This is a genomic window from endosymbiont DhMRE of Dentiscutata heterogama (genome assembly GCF_002888635.2).
Lineage (GTDB): Bacteria > Bacillota_I > Bacilli_A > Mycoplasmatales > CGIF01 > CGIF01.
In genome coordinates, this window is the sequence record NZ_LN828718.1 from 448,622 (window position 1) to 474,293 (window position 25,672).

Annotated in this window: 24 protein-coding genes, 4 tRNA genes and 1 other RNA gene; 6 read left to right on the plus strand and 23 right to left on the minus strand. The window is 33.9% G+C overall.

All coding sequences use genetic code 4. The annotated features are described in order from the left end of the window. Positions 1 to 33: 33 nt before the first annotated feature. Positions 34 to 423: a transfer-messenger RNA gene (ssrA, locus tag DHMRE_RS02780) on the minus strand. 395 nt (positions 424 to 818) lie between these two features. On the opposite strand from ssrA, the gene DHMRE_RS02785 reads away from it, so the two are divergent. Beyond that, the gene (locus DHMRE_RS02785) at positions 819 to 2,084 is read left to right on the plus strand and encodes an NADAR family protein (protein WP_322632184.1); all 1,266 of its coding nucleotides are present in this window, start codon (positions 819 to 821) and stop codon (positions 2,082 to 2,084) included. A gap of 109 nt (positions 2,085 to 2,193) precedes the next feature. Next, the gene (locus tag DHMRE_RS02790) at positions 2,194 to 4,125 is read left to right on the plus strand and encodes a hypothetical protein (protein WP_322632185.1); all 1,932 of its coding nucleotides are present in this window, start codon (positions 2,194 to 2,196) and stop codon (positions 4,123 to 4,125) included. 148 nt (positions 4,126 to 4,273) lie between these two features. Here the strand turns inward: DHMRE_RS02790 and DHMRE_RS02795 are convergent, their stop codons facing one another. After that, complete coding sequence (locus tag DHMRE_RS02795; RefSeq protein ID WP_322632186.1) at positions 4,274 to 6,277, minus strand: class I tRNA ligase family protein; 2,004 nt, start codon at positions 6,275 to 6,277, stop codon at positions 4,274 to 4,276. A 129-nt stretch (positions 6,278 to 6,406) separates the two neighbouring features. On the opposite strand from DHMRE_RS02795, the gene rplD reads away from it, so the two are divergent. After that, a complete protein-coding gene (gene rplD / locus DHMRE_RS02800) occupies positions 6,407 to 7,045 on the plus strand; it encodes a 50S ribosomal protein L4 (RefSeq protein ID WP_322632187.1) in 639 nt (212 codons plus the stop codon). 656 nt (positions 7,046 to 7,701) lie between these two features. Here the strand turns inward: rplD and DHMRE_RS02805 are convergent. From DHMRE_RS02805 to trmD, 10 genes are all read right to left on the minus strand, one after another. Beyond that, a tRNA-Ile gene (locus tag DHMRE_RS02805) sits at positions 7,702 to 7,778 on the minus strand. Next, a complete protein-coding gene (locus DHMRE_RS02810) occupies positions 7,769 to 8,464 on the minus strand; it encodes a hypothetical protein (RefSeq protein WP_322632188.1) in 696 nt (231 codons plus the stop codon). The genes DHMRE_RS02805 and DHMRE_RS02810 overlap by 10 nt, the downstream gene beginning before the upstream one ends. Positions 8,465 to 8,467: 3 nt before the next feature. Then, a complete protein-coding gene (locus DHMRE_RS02815; protein ID WP_322632189.1) occupies positions 8,468 to 9,259 on the minus strand; it encodes a hypothetical protein in 792 nt (263 codons plus the stop codon). A 1-nt stretch (position 9,260) separates the two neighbouring features. Further along, complete coding sequence (gene rpsI, locus DHMRE_RS02820) at positions 9,261 to 9,668, minus strand: 30S ribosomal protein S9 (RefSeq protein WP_322632190.1); 408 nt, start codon at positions 9,666 to 9,668, stop codon at positions 9,261 to 9,263. Positions 9,669 to 9,708: 40 nt separating this feature from the next. Beyond that, complete coding sequence (locus DHMRE_RS02825) at positions 9,709 to 10,527, minus strand: hypothetical protein (RefSeq protein WP_322632191.1); 819 nt, start codon at positions 10,525 to 10,527, stop codon at positions 9,709 to 9,711. A 26-nt stretch (positions 10,528 to 10,553) separates the two neighbouring features. Next, complete coding sequence (locus tag DHMRE_RS02830; protein WP_322632192.1) at positions 10,554 to 11,372, minus strand: hypothetical protein; 819 nt, start codon at positions 11,370 to 11,372, stop codon at positions 10,554 to 10,556. Between the two features lie 6 nt (positions 11,373 to 11,378). Then, a complete protein-coding gene (trpS, locus tag DHMRE_RS02835) occupies positions 11,379 to 12,350 on the minus strand; it encodes a tryptophan--tRNA ligase (protein ID WP_322632193.1) in 972 nt (323 codons plus the stop codon). An 8-nt stretch (positions 12,351 to 12,358) separates the two neighbouring features. After that, positions 12,359 to 13,144 (minus strand): 30S ribosomal protein S2, encoded by a 786-nt coding sequence (rpsB, locus tag DHMRE_RS02840; protein WP_322632194.1) that lies wholly within the window; start codon positions 13,142 to 13,144, stop codon positions 12,359 to 12,361. A gap of 595 nt (positions 13,145 to 13,739) precedes the next feature. Beyond that, positions 13,740 to 14,342 carry a hypothetical protein gene (locus DHMRE_RS02845; protein WP_322632195.1) on the minus strand — a complete coding sequence of 201 codons (603 nt, stop codon included), beginning with the start codon at positions 14,340 to 14,342 and terminating at the stop codon, positions 13,740 to 13,742. Positions 14,343 to 14,538: 196 nt separating this feature from the next. After that, a complete protein-coding gene (gene trmD, locus DHMRE_RS02850; protein ID WP_322632196.1) occupies positions 14,539 to 15,228 on the minus strand; it encodes a tRNA (guanosine(37)-N1)-methyltransferase TrmD in 690 nt (229 codons plus the stop codon). Between the two features lie 255 nt (positions 15,229 to 15,483). Here trmD and DHMRE_RS02855 point away from each other — a divergent pair, with 255 nt between their 5' ends. Then, positions 15,484 to 16,059 carry a hypothetical protein gene (locus tag DHMRE_RS02855; protein WP_322632197.1) on the plus strand — a complete coding sequence of 192 codons (576 nt, stop codon included), beginning with the start codon at positions 15,484 to 15,486 and terminating at the stop codon, positions 16,057 to 16,059. A 149-nt stretch (positions 16,060 to 16,208) separates the two neighbouring features. Here the strand turns inward: DHMRE_RS02855 and DHMRE_RS02860 are convergent, their stop codons facing one another. Continuing rightward, positions 16,209 to 16,604 carry a hypothetical protein gene (locus DHMRE_RS02860; protein WP_322632198.1) on the minus strand — a complete coding sequence of 132 codons (396 nt, stop codon included), beginning with the start codon at positions 16,602 to 16,604 and terminating at the stop codon, positions 16,209 to 16,211. A gap of 114 nt (positions 16,605 to 16,718) precedes the next feature. Continuing rightward, positions 16,719 to 17,168 carry a hypothetical protein gene (locus DHMRE_RS02865; protein ID WP_322632199.1) on the minus strand — a complete coding sequence of 150 codons (450 nt, stop codon included), beginning with the start codon at positions 17,166 to 17,168 and terminating at the stop codon, positions 16,719 to 16,721. 87 nt (positions 17,169 to 17,255) lie between these two features. Here DHMRE_RS02865 and topA point away from each other — a divergent pair, with 87 nt between their 5' ends. Further along, complete coding sequence (topA, locus tag DHMRE_RS02870; RefSeq protein WP_322632200.1) at positions 17,256 to 18,983, plus strand: type I DNA topoisomerase; 1,728 nt, start codon at positions 17,256 to 17,258, stop codon at positions 18,981 to 18,983. 179 nt (positions 18,984 to 19,162) lie between these two features. On the opposite strand, the gene DHMRE_RS02875 is transcribed toward topA, so the two are convergent. The 9 genes from DHMRE_RS02875 to DHMRE_RS02915 all read right to left on the minus strand — a co-directional run bounded on the left by DHMRE_RS02875 (position 19,163) and on the right by DHMRE_RS02915 (position 24,522). Next, a tRNA-His gene (locus DHMRE_RS02875) sits at positions 19,163 to 19,238 on the minus strand. Between the two features lie 5 nt (positions 19,239 to 19,243). After that, positions 19,244 to 19,317 (minus strand) — tRNA-Gly (locus tag DHMRE_RS02880). Positions 19,318 to 19,341: 24 nt separating this feature from the next. Next, complete coding sequence (locus tag DHMRE_RS02885) at positions 19,342 to 19,683, minus strand: type II toxin-antitoxin system PemK/MazF family toxin (RefSeq protein WP_322632201.1); 342 nt, start codon at positions 19,681 to 19,683, stop codon at positions 19,342 to 19,344. Then, positions 19,661 to 19,942 carry a hypothetical protein gene (locus DHMRE_RS02890; protein ID WP_322632202.1) on the minus strand — a complete coding sequence of 94 codons (282 nt, stop codon included), beginning with the start codon at positions 19,940 to 19,942 and terminating at the stop codon, positions 19,661 to 19,663. Before DHMRE_RS02890 ends, DHMRE_RS02885 begins: the two co-directional genes overlap by 23 nt. Positions 19,943 to 20,049: 107 nt before the next feature. Continuing rightward, entirely contained in the window at positions 20,050 to 20,853 is an 804-nt protein-coding gene (locus DHMRE_RS02895) for a hypothetical protein (protein ID WP_322632203.1), read from the minus strand. Positions 20,854 to 20,862: 9 nt separating this feature from the next. Next, positions 20,863 to 21,969, minus strand: a complete 1,107-nt coding sequence (locus tag DHMRE_RS02900; protein ID WP_322632204.1) for a hypothetical protein — start codon at positions 21,967 to 21,969, stop codon at positions 20,863 to 20,865. Between the two features lie 11 nt (positions 21,970 to 21,980). Then, positions 21,981 to 22,691, minus strand: a complete 711-nt coding sequence (locus DHMRE_RS02905; RefSeq protein ID WP_322632205.1) for an ABC transporter ATP-binding protein — start codon at positions 22,689 to 22,691, stop codon at positions 21,981 to 21,983. Positions 22,692 to 22,726: 35 nt separating this feature from the next. Beyond that, a tRNA-Arg gene (locus DHMRE_RS02910) sits at positions 22,727 to 22,802 on the minus strand. Between the two features lie 148 nt (positions 22,803 to 22,950). Next, complete coding sequence (locus DHMRE_RS02915; protein ID WP_322632206.1) at positions 22,951 to 24,522, minus strand: AAA family ATPase; 1,572 nt, start codon at positions 24,520 to 24,522, stop codon at positions 22,951 to 22,953. Between the two features lie 182 nt (positions 24,523 to 24,704). Between DHMRE_RS02915 and DHMRE_RS02920 the strand changes: the two genes are divergently transcribed. Further along, positions 24,705 to 25,589: a hypothetical protein gene (locus DHMRE_RS02920; RefSeq protein WP_327207199.1), complete on the plus strand. Its 885-nt coding sequence runs from the start codon at positions 24,705 to 24,707 to the stop codon at positions 25,587 to 25,589. Positions 25,590 to 25,672: the final 83 nt, after the last annotated feature.

Sequence of the window (25,672 nt, forward strand, 5' to 3'; positions counted from 1 at the left end):
CGATGCTTCTTTTGTTATTAGATAATTTTATAATGGTGGAGATGAGGGGATTGAACCCCTGTCCTTAGACAGTTAGCAATTACTTCTACAACTTAGTTTATTAATTGTTGTTCCTTATTAAGCACTAATAAACGAATGCCGATTAGTAAGTAGGATATTTTTAGTAAGGGAGTGACAATTAACAAGTATAATAACCAAACTTTAATAATTGACCCAAATTTTATATCGAGCCGAACGAATTGGGCGAACGGCAGAAACTAGTTGAGAAATACGATTAATTAATTATATTCTCGCGTAGTTGTATCCTGGGCTGCTATTAAACAATCCAACAGGAATTTCGTTAGTTTCTTCGTCTTGATTTTTTTCAAAACCGGATTATTGCCATAATTACCGACCTTAATCTAAGTCAAAACACACATCCCCAAGAATAATTTTTCATCTATATAATAATTTTATAATAGTTGAATACTGACGGAGAGGTCCGGTGATACACGAGTATCGTTTGTATATACAAAATATAATTATGAAAGGTAATTTTAATATGTACAAAATAAATAAGGGAGGTTGTAATAATAATTTTATACTTTACATTTTTTCCTCAATTATTTCTTTGCTGGTTATTTTGATAATTTTTTTAATTGTTGTGTTGGTTAAAAAGAATTAGTGCTTTTTTTGCAAAAAAAAAAACATATAGCGATTAATAAAGACCAAAGGCATAAAATTTCAAGTAATCAAGAAAACACAAAAAATCTTTTCTTCAGTTCCAAGTTGAATTGCCACGTAATTTAGAATCGTCAAAAAACGAAAATATAAAAAATATGTCAATCCAACAAATGCCCGATAATGTAATCTTGTTTTATAGGGAAAAAGATGTTCATTATCAAGGAGAAAAAGATTATTATGGATTTACCAACTTTTCTTCTCATAAGATAACTACGAGGGGGCTGCCACGCCTGTTAATTGGCGATGGGAAAGTAGATCAAAGTAAGGGATATATAATGCCCAACACTACTTTTGAGTGAAAAACCAGCGAACATCTTTTTAATGCAATGAAATTTACCCAAGAAGGGAGCGTAAATGAAGAACTGATTAAAGAAGTTTATAACCAGCCTGATCCGATGAAAGCCAAAAATTTCGCGGGAAGTAAAAATGGTCTCTACAACGTAGCAAACTGATGATACCGAAACAACTATAAAGAGGCGGGTTATAATTATTTGGTTATGAAATGAGTAGTTAGAGAAAAATTTAATCAAAATAAAGTCCTAAAAGATTTATTGGTAAACACCGGGAGTAAAAAGTTAGTGGAGAACTCTGGAAAACCTAAAGATAAGTGAGGCAATGGGCAAAAAGGAAATTATACTAATTTAGAGGAGGGGAATTGACTAGGCAAAATATTAATGGAAATAAGAGATGAATTGGCACTAAATCAACCAAAAACTGATTCAAATTCACCACCCCAAAGCCCTCCTTTCGACACTTCTCAACCAAATGTTTCTAATGGTGGTTCCAACTCACCAGACACTAACCAAAATTCTCCAAACAATCAATCTCCCAATCAAGGGGAACAAAATAACCCTAATGAAAACGGCCCGATCCCCAACCCACCGACTAATGGTGATAATCATGACCCTGAAAAGAATGATGATTCTCCACTGCCGAACTCAGATGCTGACATTCCGCCGATTGACATGTCCGGAATAAATAGTGCAGCAACCACCGAGCAAGCCCAACAAGAAGCCCGAACTCAAATTCAACAATTATTTGCTAATAGTAAAGTCAAACCCGACGATTTAGACCCATTTTTGTGGAAAAATAAAAATAGTTGAGAAGAATATTTAAAGGAATTAACAACCCAGTCAGAAATAGCCACTTTTGTCAAAGAAATAGAAAAGGAAATTAGGGAAAAATATCAAGCCCAACAAAATAAAAATAATGATTCTTCTCTCGATTCTTCCAACAAAAATAAAATATCGGTCTGGTTGATAGCGAGCGGAGTTTTGTCAGCGGTGGTAATTTTTTCTGTCCTTATTTTTCGTCGCAGAAAGGCAAAGTTTTCTCAAAAGAGAAATGTGAAAAAACTCTAAAGATTAAGATAGACATTTGAGTTTATTAATCATATAAAATTTATAATATATACGACATATAGTATACAGATGGGTGAGGCAGATATTTTCTACCCCCCCCCCCCCCCCTATGAATAACAACATATTACTAACAAATAATTACATAATTTTCAAAGGAAACAATTTATCAGAAGCACGCGACTGGGAATGAATGAGTCCTGGACACTGAGGAGCAAAGTATGAAAATGAAACAGATCCGGATCCTTCTAAACATACTCGCTGAGTTTTTGTCACATCTGATTACGACCAGCAAGATTTTATTGTGGACCAAGGAGGAGTAACAAGGTGAGGTTATTGAAATCACCACGATAGCAAGGTGCATAAAAAAACAAAGGACACTTATTTGATGAAAGCGGACTTAAAGAATGTTTTTGAGAGAGTTCTCGAAGACAATGATTTAGGTGATAGAATAACCTTTTGGAGAGGTGTATTGAGCGATGCCCGACAGGATAACATAGAAAATTTATGATTTATTGCTGAAAAAGAGTATTTAAAAGAAGTTATAGATATAATGACTGCTCTTACGAGTTTGCAAACTCGTATCGATCGGAATGGAGTAGCACAGGAAGTTATATTTATCAAAAATAATTTTGCCGAAGTAGAGCGTTTTATTCAGGAAAAAGGAGAGGTTGTTGAAGGAAATGAGCCAAACCAGAATAATACTGGAAACAATACTCGCACCCCAGCCGGAGGAGAAATCATGACCGATGTGGAATATAATAATTTAGTGGACCAACACGCTGCGGATAGATCTATTATCAACCGGTATAATGAATTATGAAATAAAATGCACGAAAAATATCAAGAATACGAAAGAACTAAGGGTTCTCTCCTACGGGAGATAAATGAAAAATCGTCCGAAGTTATAGACCCCGATACTGGGAGGATGGTAAGTGGCGATTTGTGGCAAGGGAGAAAAATTACTGCGGCTGACAGTGAAGCCTCTAAAAATAATCTAAAAGCCCTGGCTCAAAAATGATTAAAGGGAGGATTGAATGATATGATGATCGCCAAAAAAATAGAGGTAGTTGAATTAATGGAGGAGTTAGTTGGTGAAGGAGAGGAAAATGATACTCAAAATAATAATCCTCCGCCTACAGAAACTCCCAATACGCCTAATATCTCTGCTTTTCGTCAAGAGGCTATTAATACTATCGAGGTGGCTCTTAATCTGGAACCGAAAATTGCTAATAATGATTTAGACGAAGGTTATCGGCAATGAGAAAGTCAGATTAATGCTGCTAATGAAGAAAAAGATATTGACAATATAAAAGACCGAGTATTAGTTGACATTAAAGCCAAAAGAAAAGCCAAAAAAGATGCTGCCAATATCGCCAATAATCTGTCGACGGACGGCAAAGATGCCGAAGCATTAAAAAAGCAGTTGGAAGAAGTGGAAAAAGCGAAAGGTCAGCAAAGTTATGAGGACAACCAATCTGCCATTGATAATTTAAAAAATGAGTTAGCCAAAAAAGTTAGTTATGAGGAGTATCGGCAAGTCATAGTTGAGACGATAAAAAAAACCCTAACTAAATATAATATTGACGCGAACGAATTGGATTCAGAAAGTAAAGAAGATTGAGAAAAACTAAAAAACGGAGAAATTACCGACCCGAACCAAGTTAATGAGATAGAGAAAAAAGTAGTTAAAAATGCGGGAGAAAAAGGGTCCCAAAAGAAATTGACCCTGATTTTTAGTGAGTCACAGCAGGACCTAAAATCGGGAAAAGCGGCGGAAATCAAAAAAGCGAAAAATAAGTTGAATAATTTTATGGTTAGCACCGATATTTACGAAAAATATCTTTTCTCCCAACGGGAAGCAGAAGCAAAAGCATTACTTAAAGAGTTGGAAAATTATTCTAGTCAAAAGACAACCAACTCTCCTTCTAAATTCCCTTGAGTAGTGATTGTTCCAGTGGGAATGGTCTTGCTGATAATTGTTGGAGCGGGGATGGTAATCTATCGAAAAAGAAAGAAAAAAAGATTAAAAAGGCATATGTAGTGCAAAATACTTGGGCATTCTCGGTGAAAAAAATACGGGTGGTTGGGTTTGCCCTTTCTTTTTTTGGATAATTAACTGTTATTCCATAGCCTCAAGAGTCAGGCAAAAGTATTAAATATTTTAAATGGTCGTATAGGAGAATGTAATTTTATAGTGGTTCGTATAAATGTTTTTGCTTCGCCGAACCTTTGGTTTCCAATAACTTCACTTTAATTCCATTTACTGAAGCAAAATCCAGGCAATTATCTCAATTTAATTGTTGGTGGTTGATATTAAAAATTTCTAAAATCTTTTTGCTGGTTTCTGGAGCCAGTGGAGCAAGCAAAAAAGATGCAATTTTTATTCCGTTGGTTAAATAATTAAGGGTTAAATTCAAAAGCAAAATATCGCCTTTTTTGGCTAATTCTCAAGGGGCTAAATCAGAAATTAATTTATTACTTTCATTAAGTAAATTTTGTATTTGAGAAAAAGCTTCCGTAAGTTCATATTGATTCATTTTTTTTTGAAATTCTGCTACTGCCAAATTACATTTTTTTTGGTATTCCTCTAATCTTTTTCTTTCGGTTTCTTCTTTTGGCTGCTCTTTTTTTCAACTATAATTATTTTCCGGAACAATTCCTCCATTATACAAATGGATCATTTTATTTACCCGTGAGACTAAATTACTTAAATTATTCACAAAAAAGTCTTGGTAAAAATTGCTCAATAAATCCTCCGTGAAAACTCCATCTTGTAAAAAATTAATTTTGGCTATTAAATAAACTCTTAATAAATCACGTGGGTATTTTTTTAACAATTGCAGTGGGTCGATAACATTGCCTTTGCTCTTGCTTCCTTTTCGACCTAACTGGTCTAATATTCAACCATGAGCCAGTATTTTATCAGGCAACTGGGCGGATAAAAGTCTTAAAATAATCGGTCAATATATGCCATGAAAACGAGCAATATCCTTACCGATTATTTGCACTATTTCCCAAGAATTTTTATCCTTTTTGGCACCGGCTAATTTTTCCAGCACATATTCCGCACCTCTATCGGGTTTTTGGCTATCAAGTTCTCATATTTCCGGAACAGAAAAAAACTTAACTTCTCCTATTGATTCCTTTTCTTGAGCTTTGATTTCTAACGCACCGGAATATTTTCGGGTTTGATAAAAATAGCCTTTTCATCAGATATTATTAACATAAAAGGTTTCTTCGCCAATCTTTTCCAAATCCGTAATTGTTAAGTTAGTTTCTTCTAATATTTCTCTTTTGGCCGCAGTTTCGGGCGTTTCGCCTGGTTCTATTTTTCCACCGGGGAACGTTCACTTGTCGCGTTTTTTACTGTAAACTAAAAGATACTGATTTTTTGGATTAGCAATTGCTACACAAGCAAATTCCTTAACCTTACTATCGTTAGGTACTTTAGGGAAAAAAAAATATTCCCCAATTGGAGAATTAAGATAATTAAGCAAAGCCTCAAACCAGACATAAATGACCATTTTTTCATTGTTGGGAACTGGAATGCCTCACTTGATATCACTACGGGTAATACACAAATCTCGCCTTTCATTTTTGAGAAAATTTTCGAATAATTCTTTTTTAATGTTAGGTGGCAAAAGAAAATTGGGGTTTTTTTGATAATATTCTATCAATTGTTGGTAATAATTACTAACTCGCAAAAAATAAGCCGGTTCTTTAATTTTTCGCAATTCGGACTGACAATTAGGAGTCGGACATAAATTGTTGTTAATAACTTTGCTATCGCTCACGTAATCCTCACAGGCAACACAATATTTTCCTTGATATTCCCCTAAATAAATATCGCCTTCATTTAATAATTCAGTAAAAATTTTTTGGACTTTTTTTTTATGGGTGGAAGCAGAAGTGCGATAAAAAATGTGTTCAGAAATGCCTAATTCTTTTCATAATTGTTGAAAAAGTAAAACATTTCGGTCTACTAATTGTTGAGGGCTAATGCCTAATGAAGCCGCTTTTTTTTCAATTTTCTCACCGTGGTCATCACTGCCGGTTTGGAAGTAAACCTGATAACCTTGACTTTTTTTGTAACGGGCAATAATATCAGCAATAATCATAGTATAAGCATGTCCTAAATGCAAACGATCATTGGGGTAAAAAATAGGAGTGGTGATATAGAAATATTTCGGCATATTAACAAATATTAAGTAATTTTTGAAAAGTAGGCTCGGATAGTTTGTCTTATAAGATTAAAAATAAAGACATTCTAAAAAATATAAAAAGTAACAAATAATTTCAAAAAAATTTTAAAATATAAATATATGGAGCAGATCGAAGTCATTAACCATAAAGGGGAAATAGTAAGCAAACAGCCACTTAATAATAAAATTTGGAAATCTCAATTTTCTCGTTGAAATATTTCTTTGGCTAATCGTTATTATACTTTTAATCAACACCAAAAAACACATAAGACCAAAACGAAAGGGGAGGTAGAGGGTGTTGATGAAAAACCGCATCCCCAGAAAGGAACCGGACGAGCGCGTTCTGGTTCGCCTTACAACCCTCAAAATCGGGGAGGGGGGATAACCTTTGGACCAACAGGTCAAGAAAGTCGTTCTTTGTATATTAATAAAAAATTCAAACAAAGTGTCTTTCAATCGCTTTTGGGAGAAAAAATGAGAAAAAAAGAGATAATAATTGTAGATAAAATAGCATTTGCTAATTACAAAACCAAAGAGGCTGAAAAATTCCTTGACTTTTTGCCAGTTAAAAAAACCCCAATTCTGCTTGTGCTATCCAAAGAGGAAGAAAATAAAGAAAAAATAATTTATTCTTTTCGCAATCTGTCTTATGCCAAGATTAGCGATAGTAAATTAGTTAATTTCTCGCAAGTATTATCTTCCAATTATCTCGTTTTTACCCATTCGGCTTTTTCGGAGATAGAAAAAAGATTGGGTTAATTAAACCCATAAAATTAAAATTATGTTTGGTTGGCTAAAAAGATTTCTGCAATGACCGGAAGGAGGCATTAAAAACATTAGTGATTTGGGTAATTATATTAAGGATTATTGATGAAAATTATTAATTTTCATAATTGTACTTATTGTGGTTATTTGAGTAATAGTAAAAATCCTAAAGATGATTATTTCTTTGATAAAAGGTAGATAATTTTCAGTACTATTTTTTTGTCGAATAATTAAATTGGATAATGGTTTTAGGGAAAAAAACCAGATAAATCTCAAAATTGATTGACTTTAATTTAAAATAATGAGATTTATTTGTTTATTCATAAAAACATAACTGTCGCGACAAAAAACTTGCAAAATACATAAATAACAATAAGAATACAAAAACTAAAAATAATTGAAAACGGAGGGCGTTAAAAAACCTAGCTGCCAAGAGAAAAAAAATAAAATTTTTGCCGTAAGGCTTAAAAAATAATTCAACTTTACAAAAAATCAGGAAAAAAATATTTGAGTAAGTAGATAAAAGTCATGATGATAGTGCATGAAATAAGGCTATCAATAAATCGACGTTTTCAAGAAAAACACTTCTTTTTGCAAGTATTAGAAGCTTTCATGATAATAATATGATTCTAAATCCTTTTTAATATATATGGTAGGACTAGGTGGATTCGAACCACCGGCCTCACCGTTATCGGCGGTGTGCGCTAACCAACTGCGCTATAGTCCCATTTTTTCAATATTGGTATAAAAATTGCTGCTGGCTAATTGTTTCTCTAACTCATGATAATAATCAATTTCTTCTTTGGCTATTAGTCGACAAGGAATTAAAGATTTTCAAAAATGTTTTTCTTCTTCTTCAATCACTAATTCTAATTTTTTTTCTTCAATAATCTTTTTTATTCTTGTCATTTCCTCTTTGTCTGGAGAAATCAATTCTCTTTTTTTTTCATCATAATTTGTTTTTTCTCAAATTTCGTTTGGCAAATAAGTAAGTAAATATTCTTCTAAATTATTGTCATTGCCCTTTAAATTAATTTTAAGACTATATAATGGTTGAAAATAATTCGACAGGGAGACGAGAGGCAAAGACTTTAATTGTAATTTTTTAACTAAATCAGCCGGAATATTTTTGCCCCCTTCTAAATAAATTAAAATGCCGAAAGGGGCCTGGAACAAGGCCTGAGTAAAATGATTTTCAGCCACACTATTCTTTAATTTCTCTCAAATCTGATAAACTTTTTCTTTAGGAAAACTGTGTTCTCGGGCAATGACAAATGCTTCTTTCGGAATTTCTCTTTTTTGCCTAATTAGAAGTTCAATTTCCCTTCTTGCCGTCTGATGCTCTTGACTCCGAAGTTCAGATTGACGGTCTTTTCTTCATTTTTTATTTTTGGCTGCAGAATGTCCTGCCATAAACTATTTTTTACGAGATTTTTTGCGTTTTATTAAGAAAAGCAAAAAAAATGAAATTAGGATTATAATTCCTAAAAACGAAAATAACAAAATATTTATTAGAAGGGACGAAGAATTGGGGTTTTGGTTTTGAGTGGCTAAATCCTCTTGGAGACTATTTTCTGGGATAACCAAAGTGTTAATTAATTGGTTATTAGAATAATTTTTGCGAAAATAAGCACTATTGGGAGAACGAAATTTTAAGGTTAAATCTTGACCTTTTTCGATACAATTAGCAATGAGAGAATGAGATTTATCAATATTTTTGCCTCTTAAATCAATTTCATTAATGTTTATGTTAAAGTTTTGGATTTCGTCCTGCACGGAATAAGAGGAAGCTAGTTTTAGACGAATATTTTCATTAGATTTTCAGGTAATTTCCACTGGTTTTATTTTTAAGGTAAGGTGCGAAAAATGAAGAGGTTCTAAATAAATATTTCCATCTGTATCGTATAAAGTAAGTTTATCATTAGAGCCGAGCAGTGGAAATCCCTCATTATCGTCCGGAACACACAAATTTCAATAAGTTTCTATTACTCCTCACCTGTCAATGTCGGCAACATCACCACGAAAAATCTCATTTCTATTTTTGCTAGTTTTAATTTCTAAATGCTTATATCCTAGATACGCGTAATTTTTACCGTCAAGTGAGAAAGGAAAGCGGAGTGAATTTTCTAAATCAAAATCATAAGTTATATTTCCCTCCATGTCATCGCTTTTTCCACTCTGCCTAATATTCAAAAAATATTTAACCATTCTAACGTTTGTGAAATCTTTTGCCTTTGTTAGCCTTTTTAGAACCAACTACTTTTCTCCATACTCTCCGGGAGTCTCGCGTTAGCAGAGAAAAATTTTTCAAAGTAATTTTATACTCTGGGGAAACTTTTAATAGTGCCCGAGCCAATGCTAATCTAATTGCCCCGGCTTGGCTTTGCGGGCCGCTGCCTTTTACTCGAGCAAAAAAGTCAAAATCATTTTCCTTGTTAAACAATTTGAGTGGCCGAAGAATATCCTCGCAGAGCGAAGGTTCCATATAAAAATAATCGTGAAGACTCTTTTCCTTCCCATTGTTTGTTCTGATCCGGGCTTGCCCGGTGCCTTCTTTTAAATAAACTCTTGCGTTTGCTTCTTTACGGCGTCCTAAGCCATTATAGTTATCATTCATGTATAATTTTTTTTATTTATATATTATTTTTTAAGATAAATTATTCGTGCCTATTTTTTTTGATAGATTTTTTTCGTTTTTTCAAAGTTCTACTTGTCAGCATTATAATTAGGGTTGTTACGGCCACAATCGCAACAGCAATTATTATTGGCTGAGAATAGTCGGATTTATTTTTTTGATTTTTATTGTTGTCAACGGGATTTTCCCCCCTTTTGTTATTGTCTGGTGAGTCGGAGTTTTCCCGGCTTTGCTTAATGCTGGTTCGGGCCGATTTTACGGCGACGAAGTTCTGGCTATCATCGATTGGCGAGTATTCTCCATCCTTTTGGGCGGCTCCTAATTCTTGTTTGACTTTTGCTTTGAATTGGGCTAAAATATGCTGATAGGCTTCTTTTTCCTGGTTTTCAATCGCTTCTTGGGTTGTGTGTTCTTTAATGGCTGTCAGGAAATTTTGCCAGGGGTCATCAGTCGCCAGTTGGAGATTTTCGGCCTCGGCTAATCAATTAGCGAAATTACGAATGGCGTTGTTTCAATAATTTTCTAGTTTTTTCTCCTCACTCAAATCATTTCAGCGGTCTCGCAATTCACTCAACAATGTGTCGACCTCATTTTGGCGAGCGGAGTAAGCATTTTTTTCCTCCTCGGAAACTGCTGACGAAGCAAAATTTTCTAATCCTTTAATGAAACTTCACAAATCACTATCCGCACAGGTTTTAGCCTGGCTCAACAATTCACTCAATTTTTTTGTGGCTCGGTGATTTTTAATGGCCGCAATAAGGTCATTTTTAGTGGCCTCTAATTCATTCAGAGTCAAATTTTCGTAATCATGGAATTTACTATCCAGTTCGGTGATATTCACTGGCGGGGAATTGTCTAATTCGGCCTTTATCTCAGCAACCAGCAATTTTGCTCTCTCTCTCTCTCTCTCTCTCTCTCTCTCTCTCTCTCTGTATTGTCATTACTTTTTATTTCTACTATTTTTGTTTTGGCAGCATTAAGAACGGAGTCAAAAAGAGAGGGATTTCTAGTTTTTCTAATTTCATCATTATAACCTTGTTGTTGGCTATGACTGAGTAAGTTTCAACCATCCAATTTTTCTAACTTGTTTTTAATGAAATCATTTCTCGCTATTTTTAAATTTCTCTCTTCTAATATATGAGTAAAAACCATCTCTTTCATTTTAAGAACACTTTCAATGTCATCGCTAGCGTAGATACTCTTCAATCCCTCTTTTTCTTCTTGATTTAACTCATTAGAAGCGTCAATCGAATCCTTAATAAATTTTAGATCCACAGGACTCATAATTTTTTCATAAAATACGTTTTTTTTAATTGCTTCGGCTTCATAATGCCTTAATGCTTCAACATAATGTTCTAAAAAACTACTCCGTGGACTAACGTTGGCTAGAGAACGTTTAATTTTTTCAACTGTATTAAATAATTTGGTATTTGCTTCAGTATTTTTAATTTTTATTCTCTTATAATCTTCATTACATTCTTTAGTATTACATTTTCAAAAACCATCGTGCATTGGCTCTTTTTTTATACCACTTTTTCTTGTTATTTTTAGGCATATTACACAACCATGCTCTTTACAATATTTTCACTCACGACCATAAGCATCATTTTCAAAAACATCTTTTTCACAAGGTTTATTACGACTAAATTTACTACTATCTTTATATTTCGAACATTTTTTGACCATACATTATTAATTAAATTTTATTTCTTTTTTGATTAAGTTCAGTTTTTGGGTGGCTAGAACTTTTAAGTATTCAGTATTTTTTTTTAATATTTCTTTAATTCTGGGTTGATAATCAATATATTTTTTTTGGATTTTTCCCAATTTTTCATTAAGTAAATCAATAAGTTTGAGTTTAAATTGGTGATAGTTGAGATTTTGTAATTCTTTTTCGGTCTCCTTTATTCCCTGCTTGCTTAACAAAGCATAAATGGTTAAGAGGTTGGAAATACCTGGTTTTTTGGCCGGATCATAATAGATTTTATTTTCACTATCAGTTTCCGCTTCTTTAATTTTTTTAGTAACAGTTTGCGGGTCGTCTAGCAGAGCCAAAAAATCATTTTCACTTTTTGACATTTTTTTTTGCGGGTTTTTTAAGTCCATTATTTTAGCCCCCAAATGAGGTATAGTAAATTGCGGAATTTTTAGCAGTTTTTGGCCGTAAAAATTATTGAATTTCTGGGCGATATTGGTGGTTAATTCGAGGTGCTGGGTCTGGTCTTGACCGACAATAACCAAGTCTGCATCGTAGAGAAAAATATCCGCCGCCATTAAAACTGGATAAGTCAGCAAAGCCAAATTACCAGATTCTTGCTCTCTTTTTTTCTCCTTGTATTGAATCATATTAGACAAAACACTAACTGTGATGTGCGGAGAAAGTAAATAAGCCAGTTCGACATGCTCTTTTATTTCCGATTGTATGAATATTTTACAATTTTCCTCTTTTAGACCACAAGCGTATAATAGAGAAGCGATTTCGTGGCCGATTTCCCGATAATTAAAGTTGGGTTTGGGAATGGTTAAGGAATGTAAATCACAGATCATGATAATGACCTCATATTCCTCTTGTATTTCTAAAATATTACGGATTAATCCTAAATAATTTCCTAAAGTAAGAGTGCCACTGGATTGGATACCAGTAAAAAAACGAGGTTGAGGCATGTTTGTTTTTACTCCAATTTTTTGTTTACTGCCGTATTTTCGGCTACTGATTTTGCCTCGCCTTTGGCCTGGATAATGGCATCCGCCACCAAACTAGCAAAAAAGTTAATGGGCTCACTTTTTTCATCATTTCCCGGAATAACATAATCTACTAATTTAGGATTACAATTATTATTACAAACCGCAATAACAGGAATTTTGGCTTTTATAACTTCCCGAAAAGCCGTTTTTTCTTTATTAAGTCCAATAATGAATAGAACATCAGGTTTTTTTTCTTTTAAATCAATCACCCCCTCATAAATGTTTTTTAACTCGTCTTGCCTTTCTTTGTACTTTGCTTGTTCCTTTTTAGTTAGACTTTTAAAAGTGTCCTTTTTGACAAAAATATTTAATCTTTGTAATTCTCTTAACTTTCTCTTAGTTTCCTCAAAATTAGTTAAAAACCCACCTTCTCATTTGTTAACAATATAAGGCATTCCGCAACGGATGGCTTGTTCTTTAACTATTTCAAAGGGATGTTTTTTGTCTTGTTCTTCAGGGATGTTTTTTGTCTTGTTCTTCAGGGATGTTTTTTTAGTACATAAAAACAAAATGGTCTTATTTTTCTTAACTATTGAATTTATATAATTACCTACTTCTTGACAACTATCAGCAATTTTTTTTAAATTTAAGATATGGGTTCTATTTTTGGTTTTGCCATAAATATAAGGGCGCATTTTGGGATTTCATTTACGGACTAAATTACCAAATTGGACTCCAATTTTGGCTAATTCATTCTTATTGAGGTTGGTCATGCTATATATTATTAAATTATTGTATATTTTTATTTATGAAAGCCCAATCATTCACTAGAAGCATTTTTTTTTTATTAATATTAAAACACTTAACTGTTTTTGAAAACTTGGTGATAATTGTAAAAAATTTTAAATACTAAAAAAAATCCGAGAAAAAAAAGAAACAAAATGAAAATAAAAATCAAAAAGTCAATCAGGAATTTTCTGGGTTTGAATTTAAGGTAGTAAAGGGAAGGAAAAAACATTACGGAAAAACAAAGCCCTGTAAAGGAAAGCAAAAAAAGAAGATGAAAAGTCAATGAATGTCTTCGCACTCTTCGCTCCTTCTCTAGCGCTTTTTTTAGCACTGATGAAATAACTTCTGAACCAAATATCAATCACACCGAGAAAAGCATTAAGAAGAAAAAGATAAGTCCAAGCAGACCTCTCAATAAAACCCCCAACACTTTTCTCTTTTTCATAAACTCTTACAAACGAAACTTAACTTTAATTGCTAGGAATTGCATTCATCACAATTAGGGTCATAATCTATTCCTCTGCTACGATGTGCTAAGTGGAGTATAAACTTAGTATGATCCGCTGCTTCTTTGGTTTTTTAATTTGCTTCGTAAACCTCACTAACAAAATTAAAAAGCCCGCTCGCACTACCACTCGATTGACTAGCAATTTCACCTAATGCATTTCCTGCTCCGCTTCACATCAAATCATTTCCTAATTCATCTATTCATTTTGCGAATTCACTTTTTTCTTTGTTTTCCACATTCCTCATAACCTTTTCCATAAGGTCTAAGTCTTCTGTGTTAATTCCCCCGCTACTATTAATCTTATTAATAATATTACCAAGTTCTAAAGCAAATTCTTTAGACACGTCTCATGTTAGAGCAGTCTGTTTAAGTTTCATTCCTATTGGCAAAGCGGCAGGACCAAGAAGAGCACCGGCAGTTTTACTTATGGCTTGTTTGCCTACGTATTTTGCTGTGTCTTCTGCTGATTGACTATTTCCTGGACCATAACTTTTTACTACACTAATGTCACCATAACCTCTAATTTCATTTTCATAACTCCCATTTATCACTTCATCACTTTCATAATCTTTAGCAAACTCCTCAAAACTAGGAACTTTGTATTCATTTTTTAATTCTTGAACTAATTCAATTAGTTTCTTGCTTTCTGTTAAATATGGATTTAATTTTGGCATGTTTGTATAAATTTATTTGATATTTTTTTTATGTTGTATTTGCTAAATTTTTAAACTCACTTGTTATCTTAATCCTTTTTAGTCCAGCCATTAACTAGCGAGAATAGGTAACACTTTATTATTGTATTTTCCCTAATTTTAGTTATCGTTATAATTTTGTACAAAATTAATCTCTAAAAATGCAATTTTGAACTTTTTACTTATTCTCTGCTTCTCGCTTCGGAATAATTTTATTATTATTTTTATATCATTTTTCTTTTTGTTTGGTTTTATCTCGTCTATTTCGGATCCTTCATTCGTTAATTTCTTTATGATTGCCGGATAGCAAAACCGCTGGTACTTTTAGACCAGCAAATTCTTCCGGGCGGGTATAAGTAGCAAAATCTAGTTGCGAGTTTTGAAAGGTCTCTTGCTGATAAGATTCAGGTTGAATGGCCCCTGGAATAGCCCGAATTAGGGCATCGGTAATTGCCAAAGCGGGCATTTCTCCTCCCATAGTAATAAAATCACCGATTGAAATTTGCTCGTCAATATAATATCAAATCCGTTCATCAAATCCTTCATAATGTCCGCAAACAAAGACCAGATTAGGAGTTTGGTTGAGTATTCTCGGCACCTCGTTTTGGGTGAAAGTTTGCCCTTGGGGAGAGAGCAAAATGAGATAACTGTCAGGATAAGTCTCTTGAATAGCAGCCAGAGCCGCTACTAATGGCTCAATTTTCAGGACCATGCCAGCTCCTCCACCATAGGGATAATCGTCAACCTGACCTTTGACAGCAAAATCCCGTAAATTATAAACTTGATAATCAAGTAATTTTCGTTCTCTAATCTTTTTGGCTAAAGAAATCTGAAAGTAATTGTGAAAATATTGAGGGAATAAAGTCAAATAAATAAAATTTATCATAAAGAGCAAGTATTAATAATATAATATAAATATATTTAAAAATATAATAATATGAAAAAAGATATAGAAAAAAAAAAAAAAAAAAAATGACGTTTTAGAAGGTGGCAGTGTTTACTTTTTCTATCGTCCTAAAGTCGAGAAAGTTCTTAATCAGCAAGAAGGGATACAACGTTTTTTTTCGTTTTACGAACTCAACAACAAAATAAATATCGATTATTAATTGTAGGCAAAAAACAGTTGCCTCCCAGCGAGAAAGATAGTTATTTTCTATTTTTAGAAGTTATTAAAAATAGCAAGGAGGAGTTATTGAATGCCTTACAAGAAAAACATTATTCAACCAAAACGCGGGGCGAACGGACCTCGCCAGTCTCTCAGCGCCTCGGAGTTGGCAAATATTTACTGGTGTCTCATGATAATCATAGCCATTTTATCTATCGGTTGACTGCTCCGGCACAAATTAAAGAAGTTCAACAAGAATTTAATCTCCAAAAGGAGGATGATTTTTTAATTAGTATTAAAAATCCGCAAGCGACCACGCCTCCTGGAGTTGAGTTAACGGAAAGGCAAAAAGTCAAATTCCCACCTTCTCTCCAAGCCAAAATGGCTAATTACTCTTTTGTCCCGCTTACTACCAGCGAATTTTTTGATTACGAAGGAGTAGAATTATTATTAATTGCCAGAGGCAAAACTAATTTAGCCAGTCGTGAAAAGGGGGTAGAATCCTGTCTGGAAAAAATTCCTTTGGATAATTTGGTGGATGAGTTGGCTAAAATAAGTTCACCAGAAGTTTTATCACCAATTAGAGAAAAATAATTATCCAAAGATTTTCAATACCTAATTTATTACAATAATGTTTTAGTTCGTTAGTAGTCCTAATTTTAGTGTGTCTTTGCTAGAGTTTAATTTTCTTTTTTACATTTGTCGCAGATTATCATTTTATAATTTACATTTATCATGGAAAACTACAACCCCAACCATTCCTTCACCTTTGGCAACAATTTCCAAACTGCAATCCCACCAACTACTCCCGCCAAAGTTCCACCAACTCCATACTTCACCTTCATACTGTTAGTTTTTTGTTGTAATTGTTTATATTGGATTTCTAAAGTGTTTATTTTAGTTTCTAACTTTTCTATTTCTTTTTCTAGTTCATCAATACCTTTCTCTATTTTGGGTTGTTCCTGAGCTTCTCGCTTGATAATTTCCTCACTGGCTTCTAAATATTTTTCTAATTCTGCTAAATCTTGGTTCATTTTTTCTCCAATGCCTTTAAGACTTTGGGGATTTTGGTCTATTTTTTTATTTACTATCTCAACTCTCTCTTTTAAGAGATTTAGTTTGTTGGATCAGTCAGCCATAATTTTTTCCTAACAAGAGAGAAAAAGAAACAATTTTTAATTGTTTCCTTGCCTGATAAGGCTAGAGAGAGAGAGAGAGAGAGAGACGAATTAATATGTCGATTACCATAATAGTTATTTTATCAATTTAGTTAATCCCCTCACCACTAACCTTAGACATTCTACTCGGTGGGGAAATTGTGATATATCACTAAACACTTGTAAATCAGGACAATTATCTAAATTGTAAACTTTTTTTTCAATCATGGCTTGACAATTAGTTAATAATTCACGAGCAAAATTTAGGTCTTTTCTTTCTAAACAAGAGCAGATAATATTAGCCACTGCCACAGTAATCAGACAGGACTGTTGACCTGAAAATAAGCATTTTTGTAAATTATTATCTTCTTTTTTTACTAGCAAGTGAATAATATCGCCACAACCTTGTTCTAGGCTACGAAAAGTAGCAAAAGGGATTTGTCATTCCTCACTCTTTTTTTTCAATTCCTCTAATTTTACCTGGTGGTTGGGGTGGTTATAATTAGACAAGATAATTTTTCTTTTTTCCTCGGGTGAATAAAGCATTATAATTAATTTTTGACAAGACAGTATGTAAATTTTTGCTCTCTTTTCACACTCCAACTGGTAAAAAAAATTATAGCAAGATTGAAAATGAAAAAAGGCTTAATATTTTTAGAATCGGCAACCAAAAAAAAGACCATTCAATCCTTTTTAGGCGAAGAATATGTGATATTTGCCACCGGAGGGCATCTATGAGAACTAAAAAAGTCCGGAGTATATAATTTGGGAGTAGATTTAGAAAATTTTCAGCCTTCTTACGAAGTAATTGCCGAAAAAAAAAGTTTAATCAACTTCTGAAAAAATTATTTAAGTAAAGAAAAAATTCTAGCAATTTATCTGGCCACCGACCCCGACCGGGAGGGAGAAGCCATCGCCCAAGAGACCGCAAAATCATTAGGAATAGACCCCATTAAATGCCAGCGACTACTTTTTTATGAAATAACCCCTCGCAGTATTAAGGAAGCCTTAAGTAATCCTTTGACTATTAACCAGAATTTGGTCGAATCCCAACTTTCTCGCCAAGTATTAGACCGCATGATAGGTTTTTGTCTTAGCACTATTTTACAAAAAAAATTACAAGCCCTATCGGCCGGTCGGGTACAATCAGTAGTTTTGAAATTAATTATTGAGCGGGAAGAACTGATTAAACAATTTGAAAAGAAAAAACTCTACATCCTTTGTGGTCTGTGCCAAGTCAACAAGCAGAAAATAACTCTCAAGCAAGTGGATGAGACCGGAGAATTGATCCTCTACAAAGAGAAAAGTGCGGCTGAAGAAATTAAAAAAAAATTGAGTTTAATTTTTCAACTAGCCGACCAAAAAGAAGAAAAAAAGTTCATTTTACCGAAGTCACCGCTCATTACTTCTTTATTATTATTCGAGGCCAAATCGCAACTAGGATTTTCGGTGGCTCAAACCACGCAATTAGCCCAAAAATTATATGAGGGGGTTTGAATAAGTAGCCAAAGAAAACAAATTGGGTTGATTACCTATCCCCGAACGGACGCTACTCGTATTAATCAGGAGTTCACGAGTTCAGCCTATCAATATATCAAAAAAAATTGAGGTTTTAATTATGTTAATACTAATCCGGCTTGAAAAAAAAAAGAAAAAACCCTTAATGTTCAGGGAGCGCATGAGTCCATTCACCCTACTTATTTGAATTACCAGCCCGAGGAAATTAAAAGTTCTTTAACGGAGGAAGAATACAAATTATATAAGTTGATATACAATCACACTCTCGCCAGTTTAATGAGCCCGGCCCAAATTAACAAAATTACTTGACGATTTCTTAATAATAATTATCATTTTGTTACAACGGAAAGGATTTGTCAATTTGCCGGATTTTTGGCAGTGGCCCCGGAAGTTTATTTTCCTAATTATAACGTTAAGTTAAAGAGTGAATTGATTACTCTTTGGTCTCCGGCAATGCCTGGCATTTCCCAACTAGAAGCCTATAAAATTGAAGTCCAAGAATATCAAGAAAATAAACCTGTTCGTTATAACGAAGGCAGTTTGGTACAAGAATTAGAAAGGTTGGGGATTGGTCGCCCTTCTACTTACAATTTGTTCGGTCGAGTATTGTTGAAAAGAGGCTATGCCAAATTGAACGAAAAAGGACAATTTATTCCTACTCCTTTGGGAATTGCGGTTAATAATTGATTACAAGCCAATTTTGCTACTCTGATAAATGAAGGTTATACTGCAGCCTTGGAAACCGAACTAGATAAAATTAGCCAAGGGGAAAATGATTATCTTACTTTCATTAAGACCTTTTGAGAGAATTTTTCCTTTTCGCTGGCGAGAATTAGTAAATAAAAATATTATCTTATTTTAACCTTGGCAGACAAGCCATTTTTATTTACTATTATGTTGTCCGGCGGGAAAAAAACTGGCTAAAACATAAAAAAAAGCCAGAAATAAACACGCCGCCGGACGCAATTATGAAAACACTTTTCTTTTAAGGGGAGAAAACAAAATTAAAGAACCCCATGTTATGGGGCGAACAGTGAGAATTGAACTCACGAAAACTAGCACCACAAACTAGCGCGTTAGCCATTCCGCCATGTCCGCCAACTTGGAGCGAGTAACGGGAATCGAACCCGCGTAATTAGACTGGCAGTCTAAGATTCTACCACTGAACTATACTCGCAAATCATTATTATTTTTTATTTCGTTAATCAAAAACTAAATCTATTTTTTCTCTAATCATTAACATTTCCTTTTCGGTCAACTTTCCTAATTTCTTAATCAGCCTTGACTTATCTACTGTCTTAATTTGGTCCAATATGGCTAAACCTTCTTTGTTGTTAACTATTACCGGCACTTCAAAATCTAAAAATGTTTTGGTTCTCTTGGTAATCGGAGCCACAATAAAGCGGTAATTTCACTTATTTAAATTGTCAGTGAAGACAACGACACCCGGTCTAATCTTTTTTATTTCACTTCCTCGAGCCTCTTTTCTCCCAATTCAATATAAATAAACTTCACCCTTTTTAACTTCACCACTCGCCATCATTATTTAGTTCCTCGTCAAGGTCAACATTATCTCATAATTTTAATTCTTTTTCTCTTTCTTTATTCTTAATGGCTTGCCCGTAGTTAGCAAAAATGTCTATCTTTTTGGAGTTTTTGGCTTTTGGTTTGGATGAGTTAATTGGCTGTTTTTGGAGAGTTTCCATCAATATCCGGTAATCAATCTTTTTACTCTTTAAGAAGTTTTGGATTAGTTGACTTTGGTGGCCCTTGTTGATTTCCAAAATTATTATTTCTTTCATATCCTTGTCTAATTGAAAATATTGGTCTCCGGCAATTTTACATCTATTTTAGTCTTGTCAGACAAAATATTGTATTACGTCTATTTCTCATATATTATATTATTATTTTATTCTAAATCATTTTTCAAATATTTTTTTCAATAAAGGGAGAAAAAGATCCAGCCAGTCAAAATAGAAAGAGGAATGGAAAGTGAAATGAAAACCAGCGGATATTGTAAAATAGTTTCTCAAAAAAAGTAGCCAACCCCAAATAAAACACCAATAGAAAAGCCCATAATTAAAGTAAATAAAAAGGAACTGACTTCTTGTTGATAAAAAAGTAGAGGCACCAAAAATAAAAAATTAATCAAAACAAAACCTACTCCATTAAGTAATAAGAAGAGGGAAGTAGACGCTACTCCAATCTTCGTAGCCACCAAAAAGTAAATAAAAAAACCGGTCGTTGTCAAAAGATTAATCCCCATAAATCAAGTAAAAGCCGCTACGAACTTGGCTAAAATCATTGTTTCGCGGTTCGTGCCCGGAGTAAAAAGCGTAACTTTGACATCTTCATCACGTCTAATTTTGGGAATACTAAAAAGTTTCTTTGCTTTCAATTCCTCTCAACCCAGGCCACGTCCGACCAGCCAAGAAATCAATGGGGTCATCGCTATTAACAAAAAACCCAACTGAATAAGGGAGACAACTCAGAAAAGTACCAATTTTTGCTGTAAAGTATCAATTGGAATGTCAGCCAAAAAGTGTTTTGCTCTCGATGGTTCTTCTAAAGAGGCTTTACCAGAAGAAGAAAGAGCCCAAATATAAACAGTAAACAGTGCCAGATAAAGAAGAACGATTCCAATTCTGGATACTAGTTTTCGCACATAATAACGATAAAGTTTTGAAAATACAGATTTTTGAAATTTAGACATAAAATGATTTTAATTCAAATCCTCCTCTTGATATCTTAAATAGTAGAGGGTAAGGAAAAAAATCCCACAAACTAAGGAAATAATGGTAAACCAAATGGGGTCAAAGAAAACATTTTCTACTTTGTAGGGTCAAGTCCAAGAACTAAACATTTTTAAGGCTCATCATAGTGCCGGTAGAAAGACTATCAGAGTGGAGAAAATCCATTTGCTGCGGCCTAACCAGGAACTCACAAAGAGATAAGGAACAAAAACTAAGAAAAAGAATAATAGCGGTAACACAATTACGGATATTAAAGCCAGTAAGGAGAACGACGACCAAGATTTAACTGGGGATAATCAAAAATAATAAATCCCGTACGGAATTAAAAAGAAAACAATATTAATTAGAAAATAGAAAGTCAAAAAGGCGAGAATCTTGCCTCAAATTAAATCACCTCTTTTTACTCCTGGGGTCATGGTTAAAACGGTCGCTTCCTCGCCATCCTCTCTTGGAGAGAAAAAAGTCCTTTCAAAAATCTCAAAAGTGAATCAATAAAGAACTACAAAACCGGTCAGATTTCACCAGGCAATATCAAAAAGTAATTTTCAAAAGGTTTTGCCTTTGGTATAATTTTGGTCGGCGTATCCCAGAACTGAACCATCTGTATGTTGGAAAAAGAAAACATTATCAGCGGTGAAAGGAAAGGAGAGACCAAAAATGTTAAAGGAATCAATTGCCTGACCAATTATTTTTTGTGCTGCGCTAAGTCCTTCGTTGCCTTCTTCTTCGGATTGCCCTTCTTCTTTTCTTTTTCTGTCTTTTTGTAGTTCATCCCGAAGTTTAAGACGTGCCTCTACTAGACCCACATCTAAACCTATCCCCTTAATTTCAATCTTGCTGCCAAAAAGTAATTTTACTGTATTAGAAAAACTGACGTTTTTTTCAATATTTCGTCTTTGCTCCGCAGTTTGGTCTAAATTACTACTTAGGAATTTAGCCACTCCTTTGCTACCAATGAAAGGTATCACAAATCACCACACCACTCCAATTAGAATGGTGAAAACGAGAATTCGTAATCAATTTTTTTGTCAGATTTTTCCAAAATAGAATCTATATAATTTTCCGGTCTGCGACATAATTTAATTTATTATAATTCAAATAGTTGTTGGCCTTTTTCAATAAAATATTCCTCATAAGTCTTTTCAATATCAGCCGTTTTCGGACCCGTGTAAACAATGTGTCCTCTCCTAATCATAGTAATATCGTCGGCTAATTTTTGGAGGTCAGAAAGAATGTGGGTTGACATTAAAATGGTGCCACCTTTGTCACGAATGTTTTTCAAATTGTTAAATAAATCTTGGCGAAAACTCGGGTCTAAACCATTAAAAGGCTCGTCCAGTAAATATACCCTTGGTCGGTAAAGGCTCAAAGTGAAAACTTGGAGAATTTTTTTTCAACCAGTCGAGAGAGAATGACAATTTTGCGAACGAAATTGGGAAAGTGGAGAACTGGCTAGTTTTCGCAATACTATTTCTTTCGGAATATCTCGTAAATAACCGCAATCTAGCAGATATTTTTCTACTGTCAAGTTCGGAAATTTTGGTTCGGCAGGAATAAAACCCAATCGCTCATTAAAGCGAGGGTCATGGTTAACCGATTTGCTTTCGATATAAGCCTCGCCGTGGGTTGGCAAGACCAAACGAGTCAAAATGCTGAGTGTAGTCGTTTTACCGGCTCCATTAGGACCAATAAAGCCATGAATAGTCCCTTTTCGCACGGCAAAAGAAACACTATTTAAAACCGTTTTATCACCATATCTTTTACTGACTTGTTTAATTTCAATTACTTTTTCGGACATATGATTTATTTATTATTAATTAATTTTATTATTATTGGCGCTCCGGGAAGGATTTGAACCTCCGACAACTTGTTTAGGAAACGAGTACTCTATCCACTGAGCTACCGGAGCACTTTAACTAATTTTTAACAATTAATCAAATAATAACACCAATAAGCGACGATTAGTTTGATTATTTTCTCACCCAAGTTTTTCGAGGAGCATTTCTATTATTACCATGTGGAATAAGCAATTATCGAAAATGTTAGGTTTTTCGTCTTTATAATTTGAGTTTCTTATTTTTTTTGTCTCTCTCTCTCTCTCTAAAGAAAGTCAACAATTTAATTACCCCATAAACTCCACTAATCATTAAAAAAAGGACAATCACCACTAATATAATTTTAGTGCTTCTTTCCGGTTTCTGTAAATCTTGAATTTCTCTTTTCAACTTTTCTATTTCAGCACTTAAAGATTTAATTTTTTCGGTCAGAATTTGGTTTTGTCTTGCGGTTTCTGTTGACTTGTCCTTGGTCTTCTTATCCCCATTTTCTCCGCTGGTTCTAGGAGAAGTAATTTTCTCCTTTATTTTTAGTAAAAATTCTTTCATAACCACTTCAATTTCCTCGCGAGAAGATGCCGTATTTATTTTTCCTTCGTAATCTTGGTACTCTCGATCGGTGAATTGTCCCCTAATTTGTCGCAATGCCAGCAAAGAGTTAAATCTCATAGTTTTTAATTGTATTTGATTATCCTTCTCTCCTTTCAATCTTTCCAATTCCTTACGTAAACTTTCTAATTCTTTTTTTTCGTCTACTGAGATTTTTTCCTGGTTATCCTCTAAATCAATGTTAAGAAAATCCTGGGGAACGACTTTATGGACCGTTTCTGCGTCAATCTTTACCTTACTTTCTAATTTTCCTTGACTTACTTCCTGCGCCCACTGCAAAAGACAATAATCAAAAATACTATCCAAAGCGGATTTTAACTGTCGAACGCCTTTTTCTTTAGTTTTATTGATTAATGTTTCCAAGGCTTCGGGAGTAATTTCCAGATTGTCGGGATTAAGACTGGAGTTTTGGTTGAATCACTTTTGGATAAACTGGCGAACGATAGCCTTTTTCTGTTCGTTATCGTAGCCTGGTAATTCAACGACAGTTGATATTCTCGATAGCAGGTACTCGGGGATTTTTTTCGGGTCATTGGCGGTTATCACAAAGGTTGCTTGGGAAAAATCTAATTTAACATCCAAATAATAATCCAAAATTTCCTTGTTTTGTTCTGGATCCAAAATGGCATTTAGGCAATTATGAATAGCCGAATCACCTCCATAAGAATTAACTTTATCAATTTCATCCAACAAAATTAATGGGTCGTGGGTTTTAGTCTCCGTCAAGGCCTTAGTCAATTGTCCGATTTCGGTTCCGGAAGAGTTTTCACTGGCTCCGAGCAGCAGAGAAGTGTCGGTGGTTCCCCCTAACGACACCAGAAAAAATTCTTTCTTTAAGGCCTGGGCTAAAAGTCGAGCATAAGTGGTTTTTCCCACGCCGGATGGCCCAAAGAGACATAAAATTAGCGGCGTTTTTTTAACGTTGTTTTGTTCGCGGTAATTCCTAATCCTCAAACTATTCAAAATCTTTTCATTTTGTCTCTCAAAGCCTATCTGTTGTTTGAGAATTTCCTCGGCCTCGGGCAGATTGGTGGCTGGAGAAGTTGACTGGTAAGCCACAATTAATTCGTTAATTATCTTTATTTTTTTTCTTAGAGTAATTTTTGTTACGCTAGAATGATTCAGATAATTATGTTGGTTTTGAAGTTCAGTTTTTTTAGCATTTAACCGATCAAGGACCGTCATTCTTAGTATAACAATATTTTTTTAACGCAGCAAGTCAGTCCAAAATACTTAAAATTATATTAATTAATAGAATTGTCTGAAGATAGTAATTGATATAAATTTGGTTTAATTAGTACCTTGCGTACTTACGAAAAAAAAGAATTAGACACCGTGATATTTCTAAGACGGTCTTAGAAAAAGATTTAGTTAATCTTGGCACCCAAGCCACCTGAGAAAAATATTTAGAGATTGTCGAACATAATCTAAAAATAGTAAAGTTTACTCTCAACAATCTGCCTCCGCAAGTAGTTCATTCTCGAATTACTTCAGATTTGTTGCCTTTATCCACTTTAAAAAGTTTCGACCCAGAGAAAATGAATTATGAACTGGTGTTGGAGGAGAAAAATTTTTTACACCTTTGTCAAGAAATAAAGGAACTTTTAGAAAAGAGAAAAATTACCGTTTCCATGCATTCGTCCCAATTTTTTAGTTTGGCGTCTGATGACAAAATGATAAGGGAAAATTCCCAAACCGAGTTGATTTATTATGCAAACATTTTATCATTAATAGCAAAAGAAGCCATTATTACTATTCAACTTAATTCGAAACGGGAATTGGTTGAGCGACTGGGAGAAGAAAAATATTTGCAATGAGTAGCGGAAGCAGTTCAAAAATTACCTGCTAATGTTCTGGCAAAAATTAGCCTAAAAAACGAAGCGCGCGGTTTCTGAAATTCGGCTAATCTTTACAAATTTCACCGCTATTACCAAGAAAAATATCAGATTTTTTTGCCGCTGGCTTGAGATAATTATCACGAATTGGCTAATCCTTCGCGAATTAGTGAAAGCCGAGAAAATTGAGAATGATTTAACGATACGTGAAAAAAACAGACTCCTCTTTTTTATTGGTCGGAAAGTTGCGGCCAAAACAAGATTGCTCATTGTGATTTTTTTCACCATAAAACCCTTCCACCCACTTCAATTCCCGTTTGAGTATGTGAAACCAAAATGAAAGAATTATCCTTAAAAGAATTGTTAGAAAGCCAAAAAATTAATATAGAGGAGGCGGCGGGAAAGAAAGAACGATAATATTTTTTTTGTATCGTTGTTTATTTGAAAATATCCTACTTATTTTTAATCTTGCCAGACCAGATAAAATATCCATGTCTATT